This window comes from Afipia sp. GW823-FHT06G09 (assembly GCF_058794875.1).
This window is the reverse complement of record NZ_JBXAHF010000001.1, coordinates 541,191-562,383: the sequence shown is the minus strand read 5'-3', so window position 1 is coordinate 562,383 and position 21,193 is coordinate 541,191. Positions and strand designations below refer to the sequence as shown.

The window sequence follows — 21,193 nt, the reverse complement described above, 5'->3', positions numbered from 1 at the left end:
TGCCTGAGGGGCGTGGATCAGAAATCCATGCCGCCCATGCCGCCGCCCGGCATCGCCGGAGCAGCCGCGCCGCCCTTCTTTGGCACTTCAGCGATCATCGCTTCGGTGGTGATCAGGAGCGAAGCAACCGAAGCCGCGTTCTGGATCGCCGCACGCACGACCTTGGTCGGGTCGATGATGCCCTTGGAGACGAGGTTGCCGTATTCGCCGGTCTGCGAGTCGAAGCCGTAGTGATACTGGTCCTTCTCGAGGATCTTGCCGACGATGACCGAGCCGTCTTCGCCAGCGTTGATGGCGATCTGGCGGGCCGGAGCGGAGAGCGCCTTGCGGACGATCTCGACGCCGGTCTTCTGGTCGTCGTTCTGGGTCTTGATGCGCTTGAGCTGTTCGGAAGCGCGGAGCAGGGCGACGCCGCCGCCCGGAACGATGCCTTCTTCCACAGCCGCACGGGTCGCATGCATCGCGTCATCAACGCGATCCTTGCGCTCCTTCACCTCAACCTCGGTCGCGCCGCCGACGCGGATCACCGCGACGCCGCCTGCGAGCTTGGCCAGACGCTCCTGGAGCTTCTCGCGGTCGTAGTCCGAAGTGGTTTCTTCGATCTGCGCCTTGATCTGCTGCACGCGGGCTTCGATGTCGGCCTTCTTGCCGGCGCCGTTGACGATGGTGGTGTTTTCCTTGTCGATCATCACCTTCTTGGCGCGGCCCAGCATGTTCAGGGTCACGTTCTCAAGCTTGATGCCGAGGTCTTCCGAGATCGCCTGGCCGCCGGTCAGGATCGCGATGTCCTGCAGCATGGCCTTGCGGCGGTCGCCGAAGCCGGGAGCCTTCACGGCTGCGACCTTGAGGCCGCCGCGCAGACGGTTCACGACGAGGGTGGCGAGCGCTTCGCCTTCGACGTCTTCCGCGACGATGACCAGCGGCTTGCCGGTCTGCACCACGGCTTCGAGCAGCGGGAGCAGCTCGTTCAGCGAGGAGAGCTTCTTCTCGTTGATCAGGATGTAGGCGTCGTCGAATTCAACGCGCATCTTGTCGGCGTTGGTGACGAAGTACGGCGAGATGTAGCCGCGGTCGAACTGCATGCCCTCAACAACGTCGAGTTCGGTGTCGAGCGACTTGGCTTCCTCAACGGTGATGACGCCTTCGTTGCCGACCTTCGCCATGGCCTTTGCGAGGAAGTCGCCGATTTCCTTGTCGCCGTTGGCCGAGATGGTGCCGACCTGGGCGATCTCGTCGTTCGACGTAACCTTCTTGGAGTTCTTGACGAGGTCTGCAACGACCGCTTCGACCGCGAGGTCGATGCCGCGCTTCAGATCCATCGGGTTCATGCCGGCGGCAACCGACTTGGCGCCTTCCTTCACGATGGCCTGGGCGAGAACGGTCGCGGTGGTGGTGCCGTCACCGGCGAGGTCCGCCGACTTCGAGGCCACTTCGCGGACCATCTGGGCGCCCATGTTCTCGAACTTGTCTTCAAGCTCGATGTCCTTGGCGACGGTGACGCCGTCCTTGGTGATGCGCGGAGCGCCGAACGACTTGTCGAGAACGACGTTGCGGCCCTTCGGACCGAGCGTTACCTTGACGGCGTTGGCGAGGATGTCGACGCCGCGCAGCATCTTGTCGCGGGCATCAACGCCGAATTTGACTTCTTTGGCTGACATGTTGGGTTTTCCTTAGGTGTCAGGAAGATTGAATTTTGGGTGGGAGAGGGCGCTCTTAAGCGGCCTTCTTCTTGGCGCTGCCATCGGTGATGACGCCCATGATGTCGCTTTCCTTCATGATCAGCACTTCCTGGCCGTCGATCTTGACCTCGGTGCCGGACCACTTGCCGAACAGGACGATGTCGCCGACGTTCAGGTCGATGGGGATCAGCTTGCCGGCCTCGTCGCGGCCGCCCGGACCCACCGACAGGATCTCGCCCTGGGAAGGCTTTTCCTTCGCGCTGTCCGGAATGATGATACCGCCTTTGGTCTTCTCTTCGGCGTCGATGCGCTTGACCACGACGCGGTCGTGAAGCGGACGGAATTTCATGCAGTCCTCCTAATGGATTGATAACGCTGTGTTTTTGCAAATTTAGCAGTCTGGGTAGGCGAGTGCTACCGCGACTGACACGGACATAGGCCGATGGCGGGTGCCGGGCAAGGGTCTGTAGCAGAAAATTTGGCACTCTGGTGTGACGGCTGCCAGATTCTTCTCCCGCATCATTAACCCGCAGCCGCCCGCTATCAGCAGTCCCGCGGCAATGCTGCTAGTGCCTTGATAGTTAACACTTTATTCAACTTTTGAGCTTGTGATTGGTTAACGTACTGCGTCATCTTTTCTTCATGCCGGGCATGGAGGTTGGCATGGTCTCGAAAACACCGGTCCCGCAGGGGACCGTCTCTGAGGACTTCAAGCGGCAACTCGCCGGTTACGGCCTGACGACGGCCGAAATTCTCTACCGGCGCCCCGATCACCGCTGGCTGCTGCAATCCTACGTCTGGCAGAACTACGATCTGTTCCCGAACTTTCCGGCGCTGAAGGACTTTCTCGCTTTCTGGCAGGAAAAGCTGGACGGGCCGCTGGTCTCGGTCACCGTCGCGCATTCCAAGCTGATCAAGCCGGCGGAGATCAAGGCGATCGACGGGGTGTTCCGGCTGCACTGACGGAACGTCGCGAGGCGAGTGCCCGCCGATCATTGTCGAGGCGGCGGGCAATGGCTAGTCTTCCCGAGCCGCGTTGCATCATGGATGCAGCGGGCCAAAAAAGGGGAGGCGCGCATGGTCAAAACAAGATCGACCAATACAAAATCCGCCAAGACAAAATCAGCCAAGACAAAATCGGCAGCAGCGGGATCAGACAAGCGGCTCAAAACCGCGGCCCGCTCCGCGGCTGTGAAAAAATCCGCGCCGCGCAAGAAGGCCGCCGCAGCATCCACGGCTCGCGCGAAGCCGAGCAAACTCCGCACGCCTGCCGCGCGCCGCGCATCGCCCAGACCAGCCCGTTCGAAGCAGCGCTTCGTTGTCAGCCATCACCGGGACGAGGATTTTCGCGCTGACGGCTTGCGCGCCTATGCACAATATCGCGACCTCGGCATCGCGAAGGGTACGCACGGACTGGCGCAGGCCCATGTCATCCGCCTGATCGGACCATGCGACCCCAAGGAAGTGTCCAAGCTCCACTTCCACGGCGTGGATTTTCAGATGGTTTACGTCCTCAAGGGATGGGTGAAGGCCTACTTTGAAGGGCAGGGCGAGATCACGATGAACGAGGGAAGCTGCTGGACGCAGCCTCCGCGCATCAAGCATTTCATCCGCGACTACTCCGACAATTGCGAGTTGCTCGAAGTGATCCTGCCTGCGGAATTCGAGACGGTCGAACTCACCGCGTAACGCGCGCTACGTCTGATTGCCGCAGGGTGGTGCGAACCGGCATCCCATGTCGTAAGTATCGGCGATGTTCGATGCCTACCTTCGCGCGTGGGAGTTGATCCCCGACGGCGCTCCCATTATCACCCGCGCGTCTCACCTGCTGCCGGTCCGGCAGCGCGGCGTCGCTGCCATGCTGAAGATCGCCGATCACGACGACGAGCGCATTGGCGGCGCAGTGATGCAATGGTGGAACGGCGAGGGCGCGGCGCGGGTGCTGGCCCGCGACGACATCGCAGTTCTGCTGGAGCGCGCGGAGGGCAGTCAGTCGCTGGCTTTGATGGCGCGCACCCGACGCGACGACGAAGCCACCAAAATTCTCTGTGACGTTGCGGCGCGGCTTCACAGCCCGAGATCATATCCGCCGCCGGGCCTGATAACCCTGTCGCAATGGTTTCGCGACCTCGGTCCCGCCGCGGCGAAACACGGCGGCATCCTCGTGAAAAGCGCCGAGGCGGCGCGAATGCTGCTGGCGGAGCCGCGCGATGTCTGTGTCCTGCATGGCGACCTGCACCATAACAATGTGCTGGATTTCGGCGCGCGGGGATGGCTGGCGATCGATCCCAAGCATCTGACCGGTGAGCGTGCGTTCGACTACGCGAACATCTTCACCAATCCCGACCTCGATCATCCGCAATGGCCGATCGCGACCATCCCGGAACGGTTCGCGCGCCGGCTGGAGATCGTCACAAAGGCCGCGAAGGTCGAACGCGCGCGGATGCTGCGCTGGATTTTGGCGTGGACCGGCTTGTCCGCGGCCTGGTATCTCGACGACGGTGATCCAGCGGAGGTCGATCTGCGGGTCGCGGAGCTGGCGTCAGCGGAATTGAACCGCTGACGCATATGTGTTGCCGTCAGCCCCGCCCGACGAACGGCATTTTGGTCGCCATGATGTTGAGGAACAGGGCGTTTGCATCGAGCGAACGCGTCGCCATGAACACGATGGCGTCGGCGACATTCTGCACATCCATGCGCGGCTCGACCATGGTGTCGCCGCGTGGCTGCAACACGCCGCCGGTCATGCGCTCGGTCATCTCGGTCGCGGCGTTGCCGATGTCGATCTGGCCACAGGCGATGTCATAGGCGCGGCCGTCGAGGGCGGTGGCGCGGGTGAGGCCGCTGATGGCGTGCTTGGTCGCGGTGTAGGGCGACGAGAACGGCCGCGGCGCATAGGCCGAGATCGAGCCGTTGTTGATGATGCGCCCGCCGCGCGGCGTCTGGTCCTTCATGATGCGGAACGCGTGCTGGGTGCAGAGGAACGGCGCGGTGAGGTTGGTCGCCACCGTGGTCTGCCACTGCTGGAGGCTGAGATCTTCCAGCGGCACCGGCGGCGTGCCGACGCCCGCGTTGTTGAACAGCACATCGAGACGGCCGAACGTGTCCATGGTCTTTGCGAACAGCGCCGCGATCGAGGCCGGATCGGTCATGTCGCTTGGCACGACGAGGCTCTTGCCCAGATCCTTGCCGGCCTTCGCGGTGTCTTCCAGCGCATCCTTGCGCCGTCCGGCCAGCACCACCGAGAACCCGGCCTTCATCAGCGCCAGCGACGAGGCGCGTCCGATTCCAGAGCCCGCACCGGTGACGATTGCGACTTTCATTGGTTTCTCCCTTTTTACGCCGCTGCCGCGGCTTGTTTTGATTTTTAGTATGGCAGGTGTCAGGTCTTCTGACCGTAAGGCGGACGGGGAATGCTCTGATGCGCGGCGCGCAGCGCCGCCGACCAGCGCGAGCGCAGATCATGGAAATACGGTTCGCCCGCCTCGATGCGATAGTTCACCTCGGCGTCGAGCACGTCGGGACGCACCAGCAGGATGTCGATCGGCATGCCGACGCCGAGATTGGAGCGCATGGTCGAGTCCATCGACACGAGGCCGACCTTGAGCGCGTCGTAGAGATCGACGTCGTAGGAGATCGCGCGGTCGAGCACCGGCTTGCCGTATTTGTGTTCACCGATCTGCAGGTAGGGCGTATCGGTGGTGCATTCGATGAAGTTGCCGGCGGTGTAGATCATGAACAGGCGCATCCGCGCGCCCTTGATCTGACCGCCGAACAGGAACGACACGTCGAACGAGATGTCTTCCGCGCGCAGCGCGTTGCCCTCGAGTTTGTGCACCTCGCGGATCGCCCGGCCGATCCGCTGAGCCGCCTGAAACATCGTCGGCGCATTCATCAGCGTCTCGACTTCGCCGGTGATCGGGTCTTCGAACCCCTCGTTCAGGGTCGAAATCACCGACTGGCTGATGGCGAGATTGCCCGCGGTGGCGATCGCCATGATGCGTTCGCCGGGGCTGCTGAAGACGTGCAGCTTGCGGAAGGTGGAGATGTTGTCGAGACCCGCATTGGTGCGGGTGTCGGCCATCATCACAAGGCCGTCACGAACCAGGATTCCGCAGCAATAGGTCATCACTACCATTCTCCAGACCGCGCATTTCTACGCGGCGGAGACGTGGGGGGCAACGGGAGATTGACAGGCTTAAGAAGCATGACAGTTGCCGTCATTGCGAGGAGCGCCAGCGACGAAGCAATCCATTTTCCGGCAGCAATATGGATTGCTTCGCTTCGCTCGCAATGACGCGAAACCGGAATCTCGCTCGCAATCAGCTCTGGCTCTGCCGCCCGGCCTGATCGACCCGCACGGCGACTTCGAGGGTTTCCGTGCCGCCGCCGTAGCGGGTGCCGCGCGCCGGAGCGGCACTCAGATAATCGAGCCCGACGGCGACCCGGACATGGGCATCGGTGGTGCAGATCGCATTCGCGGCGTCGAAGCCGACCCATCCAAGTCCTTCGACATAAGCTTCGGCCCAAGCATGTCCCGCATCCTGCGCGATCATGCCGTCCGAGCGCAGCAAGTGTCCCGAGATATAGCGGGCGGGGACCCCGGCACTGCGCGCGCAGGCGATGAAGATGTGCGCGTAATCCTGGCAGACGCCGCGCTTGAGCGCGAAGGCTTCGGGGGCGGATGTCCCGGCGTTGGTCGGATCGGTGTCGAACGTCATGTGATCGTTGATCTGAAGCATCAACGCATGGAGGAAGCCCAGCGTGTCGCCTGCCGCCTCAAGGTAGAGGTCGCTGGCGAACTTCGCCATCGCGGGATTGACCTCGGTCAGCGGGGTCGCGCGCAGGAACAGGCTCGGCGGAAACCGCTCGTCGGTGCCGCGCAGCACGCCGCCGGTATCGTGAGTCTCGATCAGGCCTTCGACATGGATGGTCAGGTCGGACAGCGCGCCATGGGTCAGCACATGCGTGACATTGCCGAACGCATCCTGATGCACGTCGAGGCGTGAATCGGTAGAGACGTCGATCTGCCAGTCGGCGACATACTGCCCGTCATGGCTGCCGGGCGTCATGCGCAAAATCTGGATCACGCCGGTGGCCGGCGGCTCGTAACGGTATGTCGTCGAGTGAGAAATCTTCAGGCGCATGGCGATGCCGCAGGTTCATGGGACGGGCGTCAATAACACAACGCTGTCATTGCTTCGCCGCAAATACGCATCGCAATGACGGGATGCAGCCCTGCATCCGGGGCAACTCAGATCAGATATTGTTTCGAGATGGTATCCCCCAGCCGGGCGTTGTCCGCAATGAATTCCTGGATGAATTCATGCAGGCCGCGCTGGAACAGATCATCCATGTGCGCATGTTCCAGCCGGTTGCGGACACCGCGCGCGTGGCGCTGGGCCGCGCCCTGTCGCCCGTAAGCGACGCCGATCTGGTCGAGATTGCGCACAAGATTGCCGTAGCAGCTCGCCAGCGAGCGCGGCAGCGATTCATTCAGGATCAGAAGATCGGCGATCAGCCACGGCTTCAACGTCTCGCGATACACCCAGTGATAGGCGGTGAGCGCCGAGACCGAGCGCAGGATCGAGGTCCACTGGTAATAATCGAGCGGGCCGCCGACATGTTCTTCCTCGGGCAGCAGAACGTGATACTTCACGTCGAGGATGCGCGCGGTGTTGTCGGCGCGTTCCAGATGCAGGCCGAGCCGCGAGAACCAGTAGGCGTCATTTCGCAGCATGGTGCGGTAGGCCGAGCCGTCGAAGCGCAGGGATGTCTCCTGCACGAAGCGCAGAAATTTGGTCAGGTCCTCGCGCGTCTTCGCGCCCCTGGGCCAGCAGGCATGCAGTTCGATCCATGCGCTGTTGATGGTGTCCCACATCTCGCTGGTGAGCGCGGTGCGTACCGAGCGTGAATTCAGCCGCGCGTTCTCGATACAGTTGCGGATCGAGGAGGGGTTGTCGGGCGAGAACGACAGGAAGTCGACGACGGTGCGCTCGTTCGCCTCGTCATGAAACTGATAGAAAATCTCGTCGATGCCCGCCGTGAGCAGCGCGGACTCCCATTCGTTGCTCTTGCCGACATAGGCGTCCGGGAGCGCGGTGGCGCGCAATGTCGCCTCGATGGTGCGCGCGAGATATTCCGCCCGTTCGACGTAGCGGGCGAGCCAGTAGAGACTTTCTGCGGTGCGCGACAGCATGTGTCAGTTTTTTCTCCCTCCCCCCTTGCGGGGGAGGGTTGGGGAGGGGGGACAAAGCCAGAGTTTCGTTCGCGCACCCCCACCCCCGACCAGCAGGGAGAGGTGCGCGCAGCATGCAAGCTCACACATCTGAAACGCGAGCACGTTACTCATTCCAAAATCCACGTGTCTTTGGTGCCGCCGCCCTGGCTGGAATTGACCACGAGCGAACCTTCCTTCAGCGCCACGCGCGTCAGCCCGCCGGGCACGACGGTGACATGATCCTTGCCGGTCAGCACGAACGGCCGCAGATCGACGTGACGCGGGGCGAGGCCGGACTCGGTGCAGGTCGGGCAGGTGGAGAGTGCCAGCGTCGGCTGGGCGATGAAGCCTTCCGGTTCTTTCATCAGCTTGGCGCGGAAGGCTTCGATTGCCTCCTTGGTTGCTGCCGGGCCGATCAGCATGCCGTAGCCGCCTGAGCCGTGGACCTCCTTGACGACGAGGTCCTTCAGGTTGTCGAGCACGTATTTCAGATCGTTCGGCTCGCGGCAGCGCCAGGTCGGCACGTTCTTCAGGATCGGCTCTTCGCCGAGATAGAATTTCACAATGTCCGGCATGTAGCTGTAGACCGCCTTGTCGTCGGCGATCCCGGTGCCGACAGCGTTGGCCAGCGTGATATTGCCGGCCATGTAAGCGGACATCAGGCCCGGAACGCCGAGCACGGAGTCGGGGCGGAAGGTGAGGGGGTCGAGGAAATCGTCATCGACGCGGCGATAGATCACATCGACCCGTTTCAGCCCCTCGGTGGTCCGCATGAACACTTCGTCGTTCTTGACGATCAGGTCGCGGCCTTCGACCAGTTCCACGCCGAGCTTGTCGGCCAGGAACGAGTGCTCGTAATAGGCCGAGTTGTAGATGCCCGGCGTCAGCAGTGCGATGGTCGGCTCGGTTTTCGAGGTGAGCGGCGCGACGGAGCGCAGCGCGGCCAGCAGTTCATCAGGATAATTTTCCACCGGCGCCACGCGATGGCGCGCGAACAGGTCCGGAAACAGCCGCATCATGATTTCGCGGTTTTCCAGCATGTAGGACACGCCGGACGGTGTCCGCGCATTATCTTCCAGCACATAGAAATTGTCGGCGTCGACGCGGACGATATCGATGCCGGCGATGTGGACATAGACATCGTGCGGAACGTCCTGGCCGTTCATCTCCGGCCGGAACACCGGGTTCTGAAAGATCAGGTCATCAGGGACGATCTTGGCGCGGAGAATGTCCCGGTTGTGATAGATGTCACCCAGGAACATGTTGAGCGCCTTCACGCGCTGCTTCAGCCCCTTTTCCATCGTCGTCCATTCCTTGCCGGACAGGATCCGGGGAATGACGTCGAACGGGATCAGCCGCTCGGTGGATTCCGCCTCGCCGTAGACGGCGAAGGTGATGCCGATCCGGCGGAATAACAGTTCCGCTTCCTGACGCCGGTATTCCAGCGCGTCCGGAGGGGTCTCCTTCAGCCAGAGGCTGAGCTCGTGGTAGGCGGAGCGAAGGTCTCCGCCGGTCCCATTCATTTCATCGAAGGCAACTGACATAAACCAGAACGCTTCTCTCTGCGGCGGGATACCAGATCCGCTGCTCAAACTGATGGTAGCAAGGCTTGGGCCAGCGCGATATGCATTGCCTGCGGGCAATTGGCGTGACCTTGCGTCGATCTGCCTGAAAAACGGGCGGGCGGTTGCCCAGGGATGCGGCAAAAGCTCGTGACTTCAATGCGTTGCGTACGCCAAGGTTCCGGGCGTACCGGTAGGATGGCCGGCACACCGGTTCGGGGACAGGTAGGAGAGTTAAGATGAGTGAGATCGTCACCGCCGGCATTCTCGTGATCGGCGATGAAATCCTGTCCGGGCGCACCAAGGACAAGAATATCGGCTTTATCGCCGAGTACCTGACCAACATCGGCATCGACCTGAAGGAAGTGCGGGTGGTCGCCGACGACGAGGACGCGATCATTTACGCGCTCGACTCGCTGCGCCAGCGTTACACCTATGTCTTCACCACCGGCGGGATCGGCCCGACCCACGACGACATCACCGCCGACAGCGTCGCCAAGGCGTTCGGGGTCAAGATCGATCACCACCCCGAGGTCGTCGCCCGGTTCGAGGAGCGCTTCGGCGCGGACCTGAATGAGGCCCGGCTGCGGATGGCGCGTATTCCGGACGGTGCGGAACTGATTTCCAGCGCGACCATCCTCGCACCCGGCTTCAAGATCGGCAATGTCATCGTCATGGCGGGTGTTCCGTCGATCATGCAGGCGATGATGGACATCGTCTCGCCCAAGCTGAAATCCGGTGTGCGGATGTTGTCGGAGTCGGTGCGCGCCAATGCGCGGGAAGGGGACATCGGCACGCCGCTGCGCGCGATTCAGGAAGCTCACCCCGACACCAGCATCGGCAGCTATCCGTTCCTCGACGAGAACGGCAAGCCGAACACCAATGTCGTGGTGCGCTCGCGCGACGAGGCCAAGCTGCGCGCGGCGATGACGGACGTCGAAGCCATGCTGGCAAACCTCAAGGTCGCCAAAATATGAGCGAGCGATTTTTCGAGGCCATCGCCGCGGGGAAGCTTCCGCCGCCGGAATGCGCCAGGACGCTGGGCCTTGAAATCATCGCTTACGATCTTGATGCGCATACCGTGGAACTGGCGTTCGACGGCAAGCCGGAGTTCGCCAATCCCATCGGCATCGTGCAGGGCGGTTTCCTGTCCGCGATGCTGGACGATTGCATGGGTCTTGCGTCCGCAACGATGATGAACGTTGGAGAGTTCGCGCCGACGCTCGCGCTCAATGTCCAGTTTCATCGTCCGGCGAAGATCGGCAAGCTCAAGGGCTTCGGACGCGTGACGATGCGCGGCAAGGAAATCTTCCATCTTGCCGGCGAACTGTTCCAGGATGACAAGCTGGTGGCGACCGCCAATGCGACGTCGCTGTTTCGTAAGATCGCGTTGTGATGGCGGGAGACCGTCAGGTCCGGGAGCGCACTCCCTCTCCTCGGCGGGGAGAGGGTTGGGGTGAGGGGGCTCGATTTATCGAGAGAGCGTACGCCCTCACCCGGATTGCTTCGCAATCCGACCTCTCCCCACGGGAGAGGTGAAAAGGAGATCCATAATGAGCGACGAGGCGCGCAAACCGTTTCCGGTGTCGTGGGACCAGTTTCACCGCGATGCGCGGGCGCTGGCATGGCGGCTGAGCGGGGCGGGGCCGTTTGAAGCCATGATCGCAGTCACGCGCGGCGGCCTTGTGCCAGCGGCGGTGATCGCGCGCGAACTCGGCATCCGCGTCATCGATACGCTGTGCGTGTCGAGCTACAGCCACACCTCGCAGGTGAGTGAACCGACAGTGCTGAAGGGTATCTCGGACGCGGTGGCGCGGCTCGGCGGCGGCACCGGCAAGGGGCTGCTGGTGGTCGAGGACCTCGTGGACACCGGCAAGACCGCGCGTATTGTGCGCGATCTGGTGCCGCAGGCGCATCTCGCTGCGGTCTACGCCAAACCGATGGGCAAGCCGCTGGTCGATACCTTCATCACCGAAGTCTCGCAGGACACCTGGATCTTCTTTCCGTGGGACACGGGGCTCTCGTTCCAGCCGCCGATCCGGGATGGGGCTGCGTAGAAGCGGTCGCAATCGTCATTGCGAGGAGCGGAGCGACGAAGCAATCTACTCTTTGTTGGTATCTTGAGGATGGATTGCTTCGCTTCGCTCGCAATGACGCGAACAGGCCGACCCGCGCGATCTTTTTCCGCGCTCGATCGTCATCACTGGGACAAGCCCGGCCGGGACGGCGCGGCGTAGTGCGGTGCAACGACCGAACACGCTGGAACCTCGCCGGTCGACCTCGTAATCTGCGATCATCGATGATCTGGATGTGGAGGATCGGGACCATGACCGGCAGCATGATCGAAAACAAACGCGCGTTCGACTCCTCCGATATCACCGCGCTGTCACATCTGTATCGCGGAGAGCTTTACCGCAGCACGGTCTGGCGCACGAGGCTCGATGCCACCACCAATTGGGCGGTCCTGACCACCGGCATTGCGCTGTCCCTGACGTTCAGCAGCGAGCATGCGTCGCCTCTGCCGCTGGTGCTGGTGGGGCTTCTGGTCGCCACGTTCCTGTTCATCGAAGCGCGGCGTTACCGTTTCTTCGATTTCTGGCGCATGCGGGCGCATGTGCTTGAAGTCCAGTTCTTCGGGCCCATTCTCAGGGGCGAGGGCGTTCAGACCGCGAACGGCTGGAACGAGATTCTCTATCAGGATTACAAGGCGCCCAACCTGCACATCAGTTACCTCGAGGCGGTCGGCCGGAGGCTTCGCAACAACTACTGCTGGATTTTCGCGATCCAGGTCACCGCCTATCTCGGAAAGCTTCTGATCCATCCGGAGCCCGTCGTCTCGCTGCACGAACTGTTCGCGCGGGCAACCGTCGGGCCGATCCCCGGCCAGCTTGTGCTGTTTGCCGGGCTGATCTTCCATGCGACATGGATCACCATCGCGCTGGTTACATATCGCAGCCGACGGGGCGCGGGGCGCGCGCGGCCGCCAACTCCTGAAAAGGATCGGTTGCTGGATCTGGCGCGCGGATAGTCACATGAAGCCCGGATTGCGCGGCATATACTGAGCCCAGTCGCCGACATTTCGCGTGGCCATCAGGACCATGGGCAATGTGATGCGCATCCGGCTTTCGGTGGCAATCTGAAGACATGCGTCGGCGGTACCGGGGATAAACGCCGAAACCTGCGGCGAGCCGCCCTCAAGCGCGAGGTTCAGCGCGGCTCTGAACGCGGGGCCAAGGCTTTCAGGCTTTGTCACCGCGAGAGGGCCGATATGACCGCTCGCGCTGACGTAGGCGTAGCCGAGGCACCTGTCCCCGTCGTGAAGGGTGACACCGCGCGTCGCGCTGTCGCTCATCAGAAACCGGTGGTGCTTTTCGCGTGAGACGCCGAGTGCAGCGATATCGATCTCCGCGAGAGCCCGTATCTGGGCGTCGGTCTGCTCCAGCGGAACGCAGACCGGCTGATCGCCCTGCAGCCGGCCCATCAGACGATCCCGTGCAACCGACATCATGTAGATCGGAAATCCCGGGAGCAGGCCATGCCGGATATAGAGACCTTGCGACACCGTGTTGAAGCTGAACGTGATCAGCGCCCTGCGGGTCGCACCGGCGGCCTGCGCGTGCGCGGCGGTGCGTCTGATCAGTTCATCACCGATGCCGGCGCCCTGACGATCAGGCGAGACAAACAACTGGGCGAGAAACCAAAGATCGCCGCAAACCCAGCTCCAGGCAAAGCCGACAATGTCATTGTTGTCTTCGGCGACCCACAGGCCGGCGGGATCGTCTCGCAGCGAGAACATCTGAAAGTGCGGGGGGTGGGGGCTGGCAATCGCGCCAAATCCGTGCCGCGCGGTCAGATCGTTGATGCTGCCGACCACCAGCGCATCGGCTCGCTCGAGATCTTGCGTCTGGGCGGGCCGATACACGATTGTCATGAGACCATCTCCGCTGTCGATGCCAGGTCTGTAAAAATTACCCCAGTTTCTGCCGCGCCAGCTTCGCGCCTGCGCCAAGCGCGCGCAGTTTCGCTTCGGCGATATCGCGCCGCATCGGGGCCATGCCGCAATTGGTCGTGGCCATGATGTTTTCTTTCGGCACGAACTTCATCACAGCCTCGATGGTCTTCACCACGTCATCGGGCGTTTCCACCACATCGCTGGCGACGTCGATCACGCCGGCCTGCACGATTTTGCCCTTGAGCAGCGCGAGCAGTTCCAGCGGCACATGCGAGTTACGGCACTCGATGGCGACCTGCTGGATCGGGCTCTTGTCGATGGCCGGGAAAATCTGCTCGTACTGCCGCCATTCGGCGCCGAGCGATTCCTTCCAGTCGGTGTTGGCCTTGATGCCGTAGCCGTAACAGATGTGAACCGCAGTCTTGCAGGTGAGGCCTGCAGCGGCGCGGGTCAGCGCCTCGATGCCCCAGTCGTTCACCTCATCCATGAAGACGTTGAAGGCGGGTTCGTCGAACTGGATCATGTCGACGCCGTCGGCCTGCAAGGCCTTGGCTTCCTGATTAAGAAGGTCAGCGAAGGCGAACGCCATCTTCACGCGATCGCCGTAATAGCTGTCGGAGAGGGTGTCGATGATGGTCATCGGACCGGGCAGGGTGAACTTCAGCTTGCGCGCGGTATGCGCCCGCGCGGCGCGCGCTTCATCCGCATGGACGCGGCCCTTGAGTTGTAGCGGCGCGACCACCTGCGGCACCATCGCCTTATAACGGTCCTTGCGGATTCCCATTTCGACCTTGTGGGCGAAATCGATCCCTTCGACGCGCTCGAGAAAGCCGTGGACGAAATGCTGCCGCGCCTGCTCGCCCTCGGTGACGAGATCGATGCCGGCGTCTTCCTGGATTTTCACCCAGAGCAGCGTCGCATCGCGCTTGGCGCTGGCCAGTTCCGCGCCCTTGAGCTTCCACGGCGCCCACAGCGTATTGGGCTCAGCCAGCCAGTCGGGCTTCGGCAGCGAACCTGCGATGGTCGTTTGAAACAGCATGGGCGCTTCTTTCTTATTGGTTGCACGCCTATCTGCCATGTCCGGGGCGTGGCATACAAGCCGTTCGCGCTTGCGGGATGGAATGTCACCGCGAGCGTGGGTAGGATCGCGCTTCGCTCCTCCGGCTGTTCCTCTTTTGCGGATACCTCATGATCGACCTCTTTTATGCGCCGACACCCAACGGGTGGAAAATCTCGATCATGCTGGAGGAACTAGGGCTGCCCTACAACGTGATCCCGGTGAACATCCGCACCGGCGACCAGTTCAAGCCCGAGTTTCTTGCGATCAGCCCGAACAACCGCATTCCGGCGATCATCGACCAGGCGCCTGCCGACGGCGGCGAGCCGATCCCGATGTTCGAGACCGGCGCGATCCTGATCTATCTCGCCGAAAAGACCGGCCGCTTCCTCCCGAAGGATGTGCGCGGGCGTTTCAAGGTCATTCAATGGGTGATGTGGCAGATGGGCGGGCTCGGCCCGATGCTCGGCCAGCACGGCCACTTTGCGCTGTACGCGCCCGAGAAGATTCCCTATGCCATCGAGCGCTACCGCGACGAGGCCGCGCGGCTTTATGCCGTGCTCGACCGGCAGCTTGGCCGGACCGGCGCTTATGTCGCGGGCGAGGAGTATTCCATCGCCGACATCGCCTGCTTTCCGTGGACCATGACCCACAAGGCGCAGGGTTTCACCTTCGACGACTTTCCGAACCTCAAGCGCTGGTATGCGGCGGTGCGCGCGCGGCCGGAGGTGCAGAAGGGGCTCTCCGTCGGCAAGTTCGACAAGACGCCGTTCACCGAGGAGCAGCGCAAGAACATGTTCGGCAAGACAGCGCAGCAGGCGCAGTAACAGGGATTCGTCATTGCGAGCGAAGCGAAGCAATCCATACCGGTTGAGCCTGAAGTAATGGATTGCTTCGTCGCTACGCTCCTCGCAATGACGGCAGGCCAAACGCGTAACTAATAAGGAAACGCCATCATGATCGAGTTCTTCTTCGACTGCTCCAGCCCGTGGACCTATCTCGCGTTCACCAACATCCAGCCGATGGCGAAGGAGCTTGGCGCGCCGATCACATGGCGGCCGATTCTGGTCGGCGGCATCTTCAACACCGTCAACAAGGCGATGTACGAGACGCGCGCCAATCCGGTGCCGGCCAAGCAAGCTTATACCGCGAAGGACATGCAGGACTGGGCCCGGCTCGCCGGCATCAAGATCACCATGCCGCCGACGGTGTTTCCGGTGAATGCGGTCAAGTCGATGCGCGGATGTATCTGGGTGCAACAGCAGCACCCGGACAAGCTGGTGCCGTTCGCAACCTCGGTGTTCGAATCGTACTGGGGCGACGATCAGGACATCTCGAAGGACGACGTGCTCACAAAGATCTGCGAGCGCGTCGGCATTGATCCGGCAAAGTTCTTCGCAGGGATCGGCGAGCAGTCCGTCAAGGATCAGCTCAAGGCCAACACCGATGAGGCGATCGCGCGCGGCGCATTCGGCTCGCCGACGATCTATCTCGACAAGACCGACATGTATTTCGGCAACGACCGCCTGCCGCTGATCCACGCCAAGCTGCTCGAGATGAAGGCGACGGCGTAACTGCTGTTGTCCTGGCGGATGGTACGGATCAGGACGCGGGCGTGATGCGCTCCCTCTCCCCGTCGGGGAGAGGGGTGGGGTGAGGGGGCTGGATGCCTGAAATGAAATTCGAACCCCCTCACCCGGATTGCTGCGCAATCCGACCTCTCCCCCGCGGGGAGAGGTGAAGCACATCGCATCGTTATTGCAGATAAGGATCAATTGAATGCCGCGCGCCGTTGTCTGCCGCGAACTGGGGCCGCCTGAATCGCTGAAGCTCGAAGATATTCCGCGCGCCGATCTCTCGCCGGGGCAGGTGCGTGTGGCCATTCATGCAGCCGGGTTGAATTTCCCCGACATCCTGATGGCGGCGGGAGAGTATCAGCTCAAGCCGCCGCTGCCGTTCACGCCGGGGATGGAAGCGGCCGGCGAGGTGATCGAGATCGCGGGTGCAGATGGCATCAATGTCGGCGACAAGGTCATCGTGAAGGCGCGGTTCGGCTGCTATGCCGACGAGATCGTTGTAACGCCCGATCAGCTCGTGCCGCTGCCCGCGGCGTTCGACTACGCGCAGGGCGCGGCCTTCTTCGCCGCGCACGGCACGGCCTGGCATGCGCTGAAAGATCGCGCGCAGATCCAGCCGGGTGAGGTGCTGCTCGTGCATGGCGCGGGCGGCGGCGTCGGGCTGGCTGCGGTCGAACTCGGCAAGGTGTTCGGCGCAATGGTCATTGCGTGCGCGTCAAGCGAGGAGAAGCTCGCGGTCGCGCAGCAGCGCGGCGCGGATCATGGCGTGCTCTATGGCCGCGAGCCGTTCAAGGATGCGGTGAAACGCATCACCGAAGGACGCGGCGTCGACGTGGTGTTCGATCCGGTGGGCGGACAAATTTTCGAGGACAGCCTGCGCTGCATTGCGTGGGGCGCGCGGCTGCTGGTGATCGGCTTCACCGGCGGCGTCGGCGTCGCGAAAACCAATCTGGTGCTGATCAAGGGCGCGAGCGTGCTCGGCGTGCGCGCGGGCGAGGCGGTGCGCAAGAAGCCCGCGCTGAATGTCGCGCGAATGGCAGATCTCACGCGCCTTGCGAACGAGCGCCGCATCAGTCCGAACATCTCGCACCGCCTGCCGCTGGAAGATTATGCGGCGGCGATGCGATTGCTGATGGACCGCCGCGCGATAGGGCGCGTGGTGCTGACGATGCGGTAGGCTACTTACTTGTACTCCCGCTCGGTCCACCACGGGAAATACGACGGCATGTCCTTCGACACGGTCTGTGCGAATTTCGCCGGGCGCTTTTCGAGGAACGACATCACGCCTTCGCGCACGTCGGCGGACTGGCCGCGCGAATAGATGCCGCGGCTGTCGACCTTGTGGGCCTCCATCGGATCGTCCGCGCCCAGCATGCGCCACATCTGCTGGCGGATCAGCGCGATCGACACCGGCGCGGCGTTCTCCACGATCTCGCGCGCGATGGCGCGGGCCGTGGTGATTAACTCATCCGCGGGCACCACCTTGCTGACGAGGCGGCCGGCGAGGGCTTCATCGGCGGGAAACACGCGGCCCGAATAGCACCATTCCAGCGCCTGCGAGATGCCGACAATGCGCGGCAGGAACCAGCTCGATGCCGCTTCCGGCACGATGCCGCGCCGGGCGAACACGAAGCCGAACCGCGCATCGACCGAGGCGATGCGAATGTCCATCGGAAGCTGCATGGTGACGCCGATGCCGACCGCCGCGCCGTTGATCGCGCCGATCACCGGCTTGAGGCACTTGAAGATGCGGAGCGTCACACGCCCGCCGCCGTCGCGCACCGCATCGTCGCTCCATTCGACTTCGCCGTTCGGGCGCAGCGGCGCAGTCTTGCGATCGGACCGTGCGGCCCGGTCAAATGTCGCGCCGCCTTCCGAAAGATCAGCGCCCGCGCAGAACGCGCGTCCCGCGCCGGTCACGATGATAGCGCGGACGTTATCGTCGGCGTCGGCGGCATCGAAGGCCGCGATCAGTTCGTCCATCATGACATGCGTGAACGCATTCATCTTGTCCGGACGGTTCAGCGTGATGGTCAGAATGTGGTCCTGAACCTCGTATTTGATCTGCTGATAAGCCATCGACGCTTTCTCTCCCGCTGGTTTCTTTTTGTTAATGCCGTTTGAAGGGCCATCCTAGCGCGTCTCCTCAAGTGCTGGCAATTTACGCAGACGGGACGGCACTATGCGATGGACGTTTTAAACAGCGGGGCTTAGCTTTGCTCCGATCGGGATGGAGACCGGAATGCGCGCGGTTCTTGAACATTGCGTCGGAGGGCAGGAAACGTCGCTTCCTGCCGATGCGCTGCTGATCCGGGAAGGAGAGACCACCGGGCGGCTTTATGTTCTGCTGAGCGGCCGGCTCGATGTTCTGAAGGGCGAAACGGTGGTCGCCACCGTCACCCAGCCCGGCGCCATCCTCGGCGAGATGTCGGTGCTGCTGGGCCAGCCGCATACCGCAACGGTGCGCGCCACGGTGGCCTCGACGGTTTATCAGTTCGATGACGCCGCCGCGTTCCTGCGCGCACAACCTGCGGTCGCACTTCTTGTCGCGCAGCTTCTCGCGCACCGTCTCAATGCGGCGACGACATATCTCGCCGACATCAAGCGCCAGTATGCCGATCACGGGAATCATCTGGCGATGGTCGGCGATGTGCTCGAAAGCCTCGTCAACCTGTCTCCGGGCGCGGCGTCGCCGGGATCGGACCGCCAGCCTGAGCGGCTGCCGGACTCCCGGCTGTAAGCCAATCCGGAAATGCATTGAGATTCTCCGCAGGCCGCCGCAGCGGCTTGCCGAGATCGATCGATTGTTCGCCTGCCGCCGAAAACCAGTAGGCCCTGTCGTGATCCAGATCGAGCACGATATGCGCGGGCGTCGGCCCGAACTGTTGCCCCATGTTGAAGACCCAGGTGCCGCCGATCTGGTCGAACCATGAGCCGTCCTTGACGAACGGTGACTGGTGCACATGGCCCGACAGCACGATGTCCGGCTTGTAGCTTTCGATCCATTGCACCAGTTCGGCGTCGCCGAACGTGCGCGCGCCGCCCCAACTCGTCGGCGAGTTCGCGGCCGGCGCGTGATGAATCCAGATCCAGCGGCCGCGATGCGCCGCGGCGGCTTCCTCAAGCTGCATGCCGATCTGCTCTTTGACGCGGGGCCCGTCCCACCACGGGCAGATCGTGAAGAAGGTATCGCCGATGGTCAGGCTCTCGCCGTCATGGGCGATCCCAAGGCCGCCGAGATCGCCGATCCAGCGCGAGATTCGCTCGCCCGCTTCGTCGCGCTCATCGAGATCGTGATTCCCCGAGCACAGGATCACGCGTGTCTTGCTGGCGAGCCGTTCGAGATATTTCCGCACCACCACGATCTGGGCGCGGAAATCGACAATCGATCCGATATCGAGCGCGTCGCCTGCGATGATCACCACATCGAACCGCGGTGCGATGCCGAGCACCCAGTCGAACTGCGGCAAGGCGTAATGCAGGTCGGCAACCACGAGGCAGCGCATGACGAATCACACCCTTAATTCCAGTTCGCGAAAGCTCCTGAAGGCGCTGTTCGCGACGATCCGTCCGGCCCGGCATTTGTACCGTCAAACGCGAGCCGTGCAAATCGGCGGTGTGAAATTCGGCCGGTCTTTTCGCCGCATGACATGCGATTGAGGCCTGCCATGCCTATGTTTTTTGCATTCGCGCGCGCCGGAGCGGCGTTGCGGAGAGCGTTTCAGAGCGCTCGATCATCGATTCCGGGTGCCCGGATTCCGGCGATATTGTCCACGGCACGCGCATTTTACGTCACAAACCGGGCTTTCAGCCGCACCCCGCGCGATGTTACAACCCGCGCGCGCGGACGTGGCGGAATTGGTAGACGCAAGGGACTTAAAATCCCTCGATGGCAACGTCGTGCGGGTTCGATTCCCGCCGTCCGCACCAAGACAAATCGATGATGCTTTCGAAGAAGCGATGTTTTCGGGATACCAACGTGTTTTTTAGAATTGCCGGACGTGCTGCATTCCTTACCCCAGGTCTTTTTGCCTCAAGTTTGCTGGCTTCAAGTGTTTCCTTCGCTCAAGAAACGTCCTGGCCGGCGGCGCTGGTCTGTCAGGCGAGCGTGCAATCCTATTTCAACCTGCCGCAGCCGCCGCGCCAGATCGATGAAAGTTTCGGCTGGCTGATTTTCAGAAGCTCGCTGGGCGGCGTCTATGACTGCAAGGTGTGGGGCAGCTCCGTTTCGCTGAAATGGAAAAGTCACAACGGCACCATGAGCAACAGCAGAACTGAGGTCGATGCGAATGGCCCGGTGCTGACCGTTCGTCCCGGCGGAACAGGACAGTGGCGATTTCGCCGCGTCGCCGACGGATATGGTTTGTTAAACGGGGGCGGGCGTCGTTAAGTACGGCGCGGGGGATTCTCCTGAACCGGCCGAGGGACTGACAATGGTGGACAAGCAAGCCCTGCGCGAAGAAACCGAGCGGCTGGTGCGCGAGGCGATGGAGCGCAAGGCCCTTGTGGTCAAGCAGGGCAACACGCGCTTCGAGGCCACCTGCGGCAAGTGCGGCAAGGCCAACCGCGTTCTGGCCGCGAAAGGCACCAAGCGCGCGGCGTTCGTCTGCAAGGAATGCGGCCACAAGCAGGAAACGCTTTGATTGCGTTGCCGCCGTTTACCGCTCACCACAAATTCAACACGAAGACCCGCAACACGACGCATATGAAAAACGAGTGGATGGTTGAAGGCCTGAACCGCGATCCTGTGCTGCGTCCCGCAGCGGGCGGATGGCGTCCTGTTCTGCGCATCGCGGGTCTTGCCGCGCTGGCGGTCAGCCTCGGTGCCTGCGCCAGCGGCGGGGCCGGCTCGCCTTTCGGGTCGAGTGTTTTCGTCGATCCCGCCAAGTACGAGCTCTACAACTGCGAGCAGCTCGTCTCCACCCGCAGGGATGTGAACAACCGCGTGGTCGAGCTGGAAGGGCTGATGGCGAAAGCGGAGTCCGGGGCAGGCGGTGCGCTGGTCTCGGGTCTGGCGTATCAGACGGACTACCGCGCCCAGCGCGCGCAACGCGACGACCTCGATGCGAGAATTGCGCGCGACAATTGCAGCACCGAGATTCCCAGGCCCGCAGCTCCGGCGGCGCCGCCCAAGCGCAAGCGCTGA

25 protein-coding genes and 1 tRNA gene are annotated in these 21,193 nt (G+C 62.6%); 15 read left to right on the top strand and 11 right to left on the bottom strand.

The annotated features are described in order from the left end of the window. Positions 1–17: 17 nt before the first annotated feature. Positions 18–1,658, bottom strand: a complete 1,641-nt coding sequence (gene groL, locus AC1Q67_RS02865) for a chaperonin GroEL (RefSeq protein ID WP_492235286.1) — start codon at positions 1,656–1,658, stop codon at positions 18–20. A 55-nt stretch (positions 1,659–1,713) separates the two neighbouring features. After that, the gene (locus tag AC1Q67_RS02860; RefSeq protein WP_006021276.1) at positions 1,714–2,028 is read right to left on the bottom strand and encodes a co-chaperone GroES; all 315 of its coding nucleotides are present in this window, start codon (positions 2,026–2,028) and stop codon (positions 1,714–1,716) included. 314 nt (positions 2,029–2,342) lie between these two features. Here AC1Q67_RS02860 and AC1Q67_RS02855 point away from each other — a divergent pair, with 314 nt between their 5' ends. The 3 genes from AC1Q67_RS02855 to AC1Q67_RS02845 all read left to right on the top strand — a co-directional run bounded on the left by AC1Q67_RS02855 (position 2,343) and on the right by AC1Q67_RS02845 (position 4,242). Beyond that, positions 2,343–2,642: an usg protein gene (locus AC1Q67_RS02855; protein ID WP_024574900.1), complete on the top strand. Its 300-nt coding sequence runs from the start codon at positions 2,343–2,345 to the stop codon at positions 2,640–2,642. Between the two features lie 114 nt (positions 2,643–2,756). After that, positions 2,757–3,368 carry a cupin domain-containing protein gene (locus AC1Q67_RS02850; protein WP_492235287.1) on the top strand — a complete coding sequence of 204 codons (612 nt, stop codon included), beginning with the start codon at positions 2,757–2,759 and terminating at the stop codon, positions 3,366–3,368. 64 nt (positions 3,369–3,432) lie between these two features. Beyond that, positions 3,433–4,242: an aminoglycoside phosphotransferase family protein gene (locus AC1Q67_RS02845; RefSeq protein WP_492235288.1), complete on the top strand. Its 810-nt coding sequence runs from the start codon at positions 3,433–3,435 to the stop codon at positions 4,240–4,242. A gap of 16 nt (positions 4,243–4,258) precedes the next feature. On the opposite strand, the gene AC1Q67_RS02840 is transcribed toward AC1Q67_RS02845, so the two are convergent. The 5 genes from AC1Q67_RS02840 to AC1Q67_RS02820 form a co-directional block, all read right to left on the bottom strand. Beyond that, a complete protein-coding gene (locus AC1Q67_RS02840; protein ID WP_492235289.1) occupies positions 4,259–5,002 on the bottom strand; it encodes an SDR family oxidoreductase in 744 nt (247 codons plus the stop codon). Between the two features lie 59 nt (positions 5,003–5,061). Beyond that, positions 5,062–5,808: a proteasome-type protease gene (locus AC1Q67_RS02835; RefSeq protein ID WP_024574904.1), complete on the bottom strand. Its 747-nt coding sequence runs from the start codon at positions 5,806–5,808 to the stop codon at positions 5,062–5,064. A 193-nt stretch (positions 5,809–6,001) separates the two neighbouring features. After that, positions 6,002–6,826 carry a transglutaminase family protein gene (locus tag AC1Q67_RS02830; protein ID WP_024574905.1) on the bottom strand — a complete coding sequence of 275 codons (825 nt, stop codon included), beginning with the start codon at positions 6,824–6,826 and terminating at the stop codon, positions 6,002–6,004. A gap of 107 nt (positions 6,827–6,933) precedes the next feature. Next, positions 6,934–7,878, bottom strand: coding sequence for an alpha-E domain-containing protein (locus tag AC1Q67_RS02825; protein ID WP_024574906.1), 945 nt, complete (start codon positions 7,876–7,878; stop codon positions 6,934–6,936). A 149-nt stretch (positions 7,879–8,027) separates the two neighbouring features. After that, positions 8,028–9,443: a circularly permuted type 2 ATP-grasp protein gene (locus AC1Q67_RS02820; RefSeq protein WP_492235290.1), complete on the bottom strand. Its 1,416-nt coding sequence runs from the start codon at positions 9,441–9,443 to the stop codon at positions 8,028–8,030. 257 nt (positions 9,444–9,700) lie between these two features. Between AC1Q67_RS02820 and AC1Q67_RS02815 the strand changes: the two genes are divergently transcribed. The 4 genes from AC1Q67_RS02815 (at position 9,701) to AC1Q67_RS02800 (ending at position 12,489) form a co-directional block, all read left to right on the top strand. Beyond that, a complete protein-coding gene (locus AC1Q67_RS02815; protein WP_492235291.1) occupies positions 9,701–10,438 on the top strand; it encodes a competence/damage-inducible protein A in 738 nt (245 codons plus the stop codon). Then, the gene (locus AC1Q67_RS02810; RefSeq protein WP_024574909.1) at positions 10,435–10,857 is read left to right on the top strand and encodes a PaaI family thioesterase; all 423 of its coding nucleotides are present in this window, start codon (positions 10,435–10,437) and stop codon (positions 10,855–10,857) included. Before AC1Q67_RS02815 ends, AC1Q67_RS02810 begins: the two co-directional genes overlap by 4 nt. A gap of 157 nt (positions 10,858–11,014) precedes the next feature. After that, positions 11,015–11,518, top strand: a complete 504-nt coding sequence (gpt, locus tag AC1Q67_RS02805) for a xanthine phosphoribosyltransferase (protein ID WP_029659374.1) — start codon at positions 11,015–11,017, stop codon at positions 11,516–11,518. Positions 11,519–11,787: 269 nt separating this feature from the next. Beyond that, positions 11,788–12,489: a DUF2270 domain-containing protein gene (locus AC1Q67_RS02800; RefSeq protein ID WP_024574911.1), complete on the top strand. Its 702-nt coding sequence runs from the start codon at positions 11,788–11,790 to the stop codon at positions 12,487–12,489. Here AC1Q67_RS02800 and AC1Q67_RS02795 read toward each other — a convergent pair whose 3' ends face one another. After that, positions 12,490–13,392 (bottom strand): GNAT family N-acetyltransferase, encoded by a 903-nt coding sequence (locus AC1Q67_RS02795; protein WP_492235292.1) that lies wholly within the window; start codon positions 13,390–13,392, stop codon positions 12,490–12,492. 37 nt (positions 13,393–13,429) lie between these two features. Beyond that, positions 13,430–14,452: a methionine synthase gene (locus AC1Q67_RS02790; protein ID WP_492235293.1), complete on the bottom strand. Its 1,023-nt coding sequence runs from the start codon at positions 14,450–14,452 to the stop codon at positions 13,430–13,432. Between the two features lie 149 nt (positions 14,453–14,601). Here AC1Q67_RS02790 and AC1Q67_RS02785 point away from each other — a divergent pair, with 149 nt between their 5' ends. From AC1Q67_RS02785 to AC1Q67_RS02775, 3 genes are all read left to right on the top strand, one after another. Further along, complete coding sequence (locus AC1Q67_RS02785) at positions 14,602–15,297, top strand: glutathione binding-like protein (protein WP_492235294.1); 696 nt, start codon at positions 14,602–14,604, stop codon at positions 15,295–15,297. 129 nt (positions 15,298–15,426) lie between these two features. Further along, a complete protein-coding gene (locus AC1Q67_RS02780) occupies positions 15,427–16,044 on the top strand; it encodes a 2-hydroxychromene-2-carboxylate isomerase (RefSeq protein WP_492235295.1) in 618 nt (205 codons plus the stop codon). A gap of 205 nt (positions 16,045–16,249) precedes the next feature. After that, positions 16,250–17,224 carry an NADPH:quinone oxidoreductase family protein gene (locus AC1Q67_RS02775; RefSeq protein ID WP_492235296.1) on the top strand — a complete coding sequence of 325 codons (975 nt, stop codon included), beginning with the start codon at positions 16,250–16,252 and terminating at the stop codon, positions 17,222–17,224. A 5-nt stretch (positions 17,225–17,229) separates the two neighbouring features. Here the strand turns inward: AC1Q67_RS02775 and AC1Q67_RS02770 are convergent, their stop codons facing one another. Then, a complete protein-coding gene (locus tag AC1Q67_RS02770) occupies positions 17,230–18,126 on the bottom strand; it encodes a crotonase/enoyl-CoA hydratase family protein (RefSeq protein ID WP_492235297.1) in 897 nt (298 codons plus the stop codon). Between the two features lie 163 nt (positions 18,127–18,289). Here AC1Q67_RS02770 and AC1Q67_RS02765 point away from each other — a divergent pair, with 163 nt between their 5' ends. Next, positions 18,290–18,787, top strand: a complete 498-nt coding sequence (locus AC1Q67_RS02765; RefSeq protein ID WP_492235298.1) for a cyclic nucleotide-binding domain-containing protein — start codon at positions 18,290–18,292, stop codon at positions 18,785–18,787. On the opposite strand, the gene AC1Q67_RS02760 is transcribed toward AC1Q67_RS02765, so the two are convergent. Continuing rightward, positions 18,714–19,553, bottom strand: a complete 840-nt coding sequence (locus tag AC1Q67_RS02760; protein WP_492235299.1) for a metallophosphoesterase family protein — start codon at positions 19,551–19,553, stop codon at positions 18,714–18,716. The genes AC1Q67_RS02765 and AC1Q67_RS02760 overlap by 74 nt on opposite strands. Positions 19,554–19,890: 337 nt before the next feature. On the opposite strand from AC1Q67_RS02760, the gene AC1Q67_RS02755 reads away from it, so the two are divergent. From AC1Q67_RS02755 to AC1Q67_RS02740, 4 genes are all read left to right on the top strand, one after another. Continuing rightward, a tRNA-Leu gene (locus AC1Q67_RS02755) sits at positions 19,891–19,977 on the top strand. 10 nt (positions 19,978–19,987) lie between these two features. Beyond that, positions 19,988–20,437: a hypothetical protein gene (locus AC1Q67_RS02750; protein WP_492235300.1), complete on the top strand. Its 450-nt coding sequence runs from the start codon at positions 19,988–19,990 to the stop codon at positions 20,435–20,437. A gap of 43 nt (positions 20,438–20,480) precedes the next feature. Continuing rightward, positions 20,481–20,690 carry a hypothetical protein gene (locus AC1Q67_RS02745; RefSeq protein ID WP_081710771.1) on the top strand — a complete coding sequence of 70 codons (210 nt, stop codon included), beginning with the start codon at positions 20,481–20,483 and terminating at the stop codon, positions 20,688–20,690. After that, entirely contained in the window at positions 20,687–21,193 is a 507-nt protein-coding gene (locus AC1Q67_RS02740) for a hypothetical protein (protein ID WP_492235301.1), read from the top strand. Before AC1Q67_RS02745 ends, AC1Q67_RS02740 begins: the two co-directional genes overlap by 4 nt.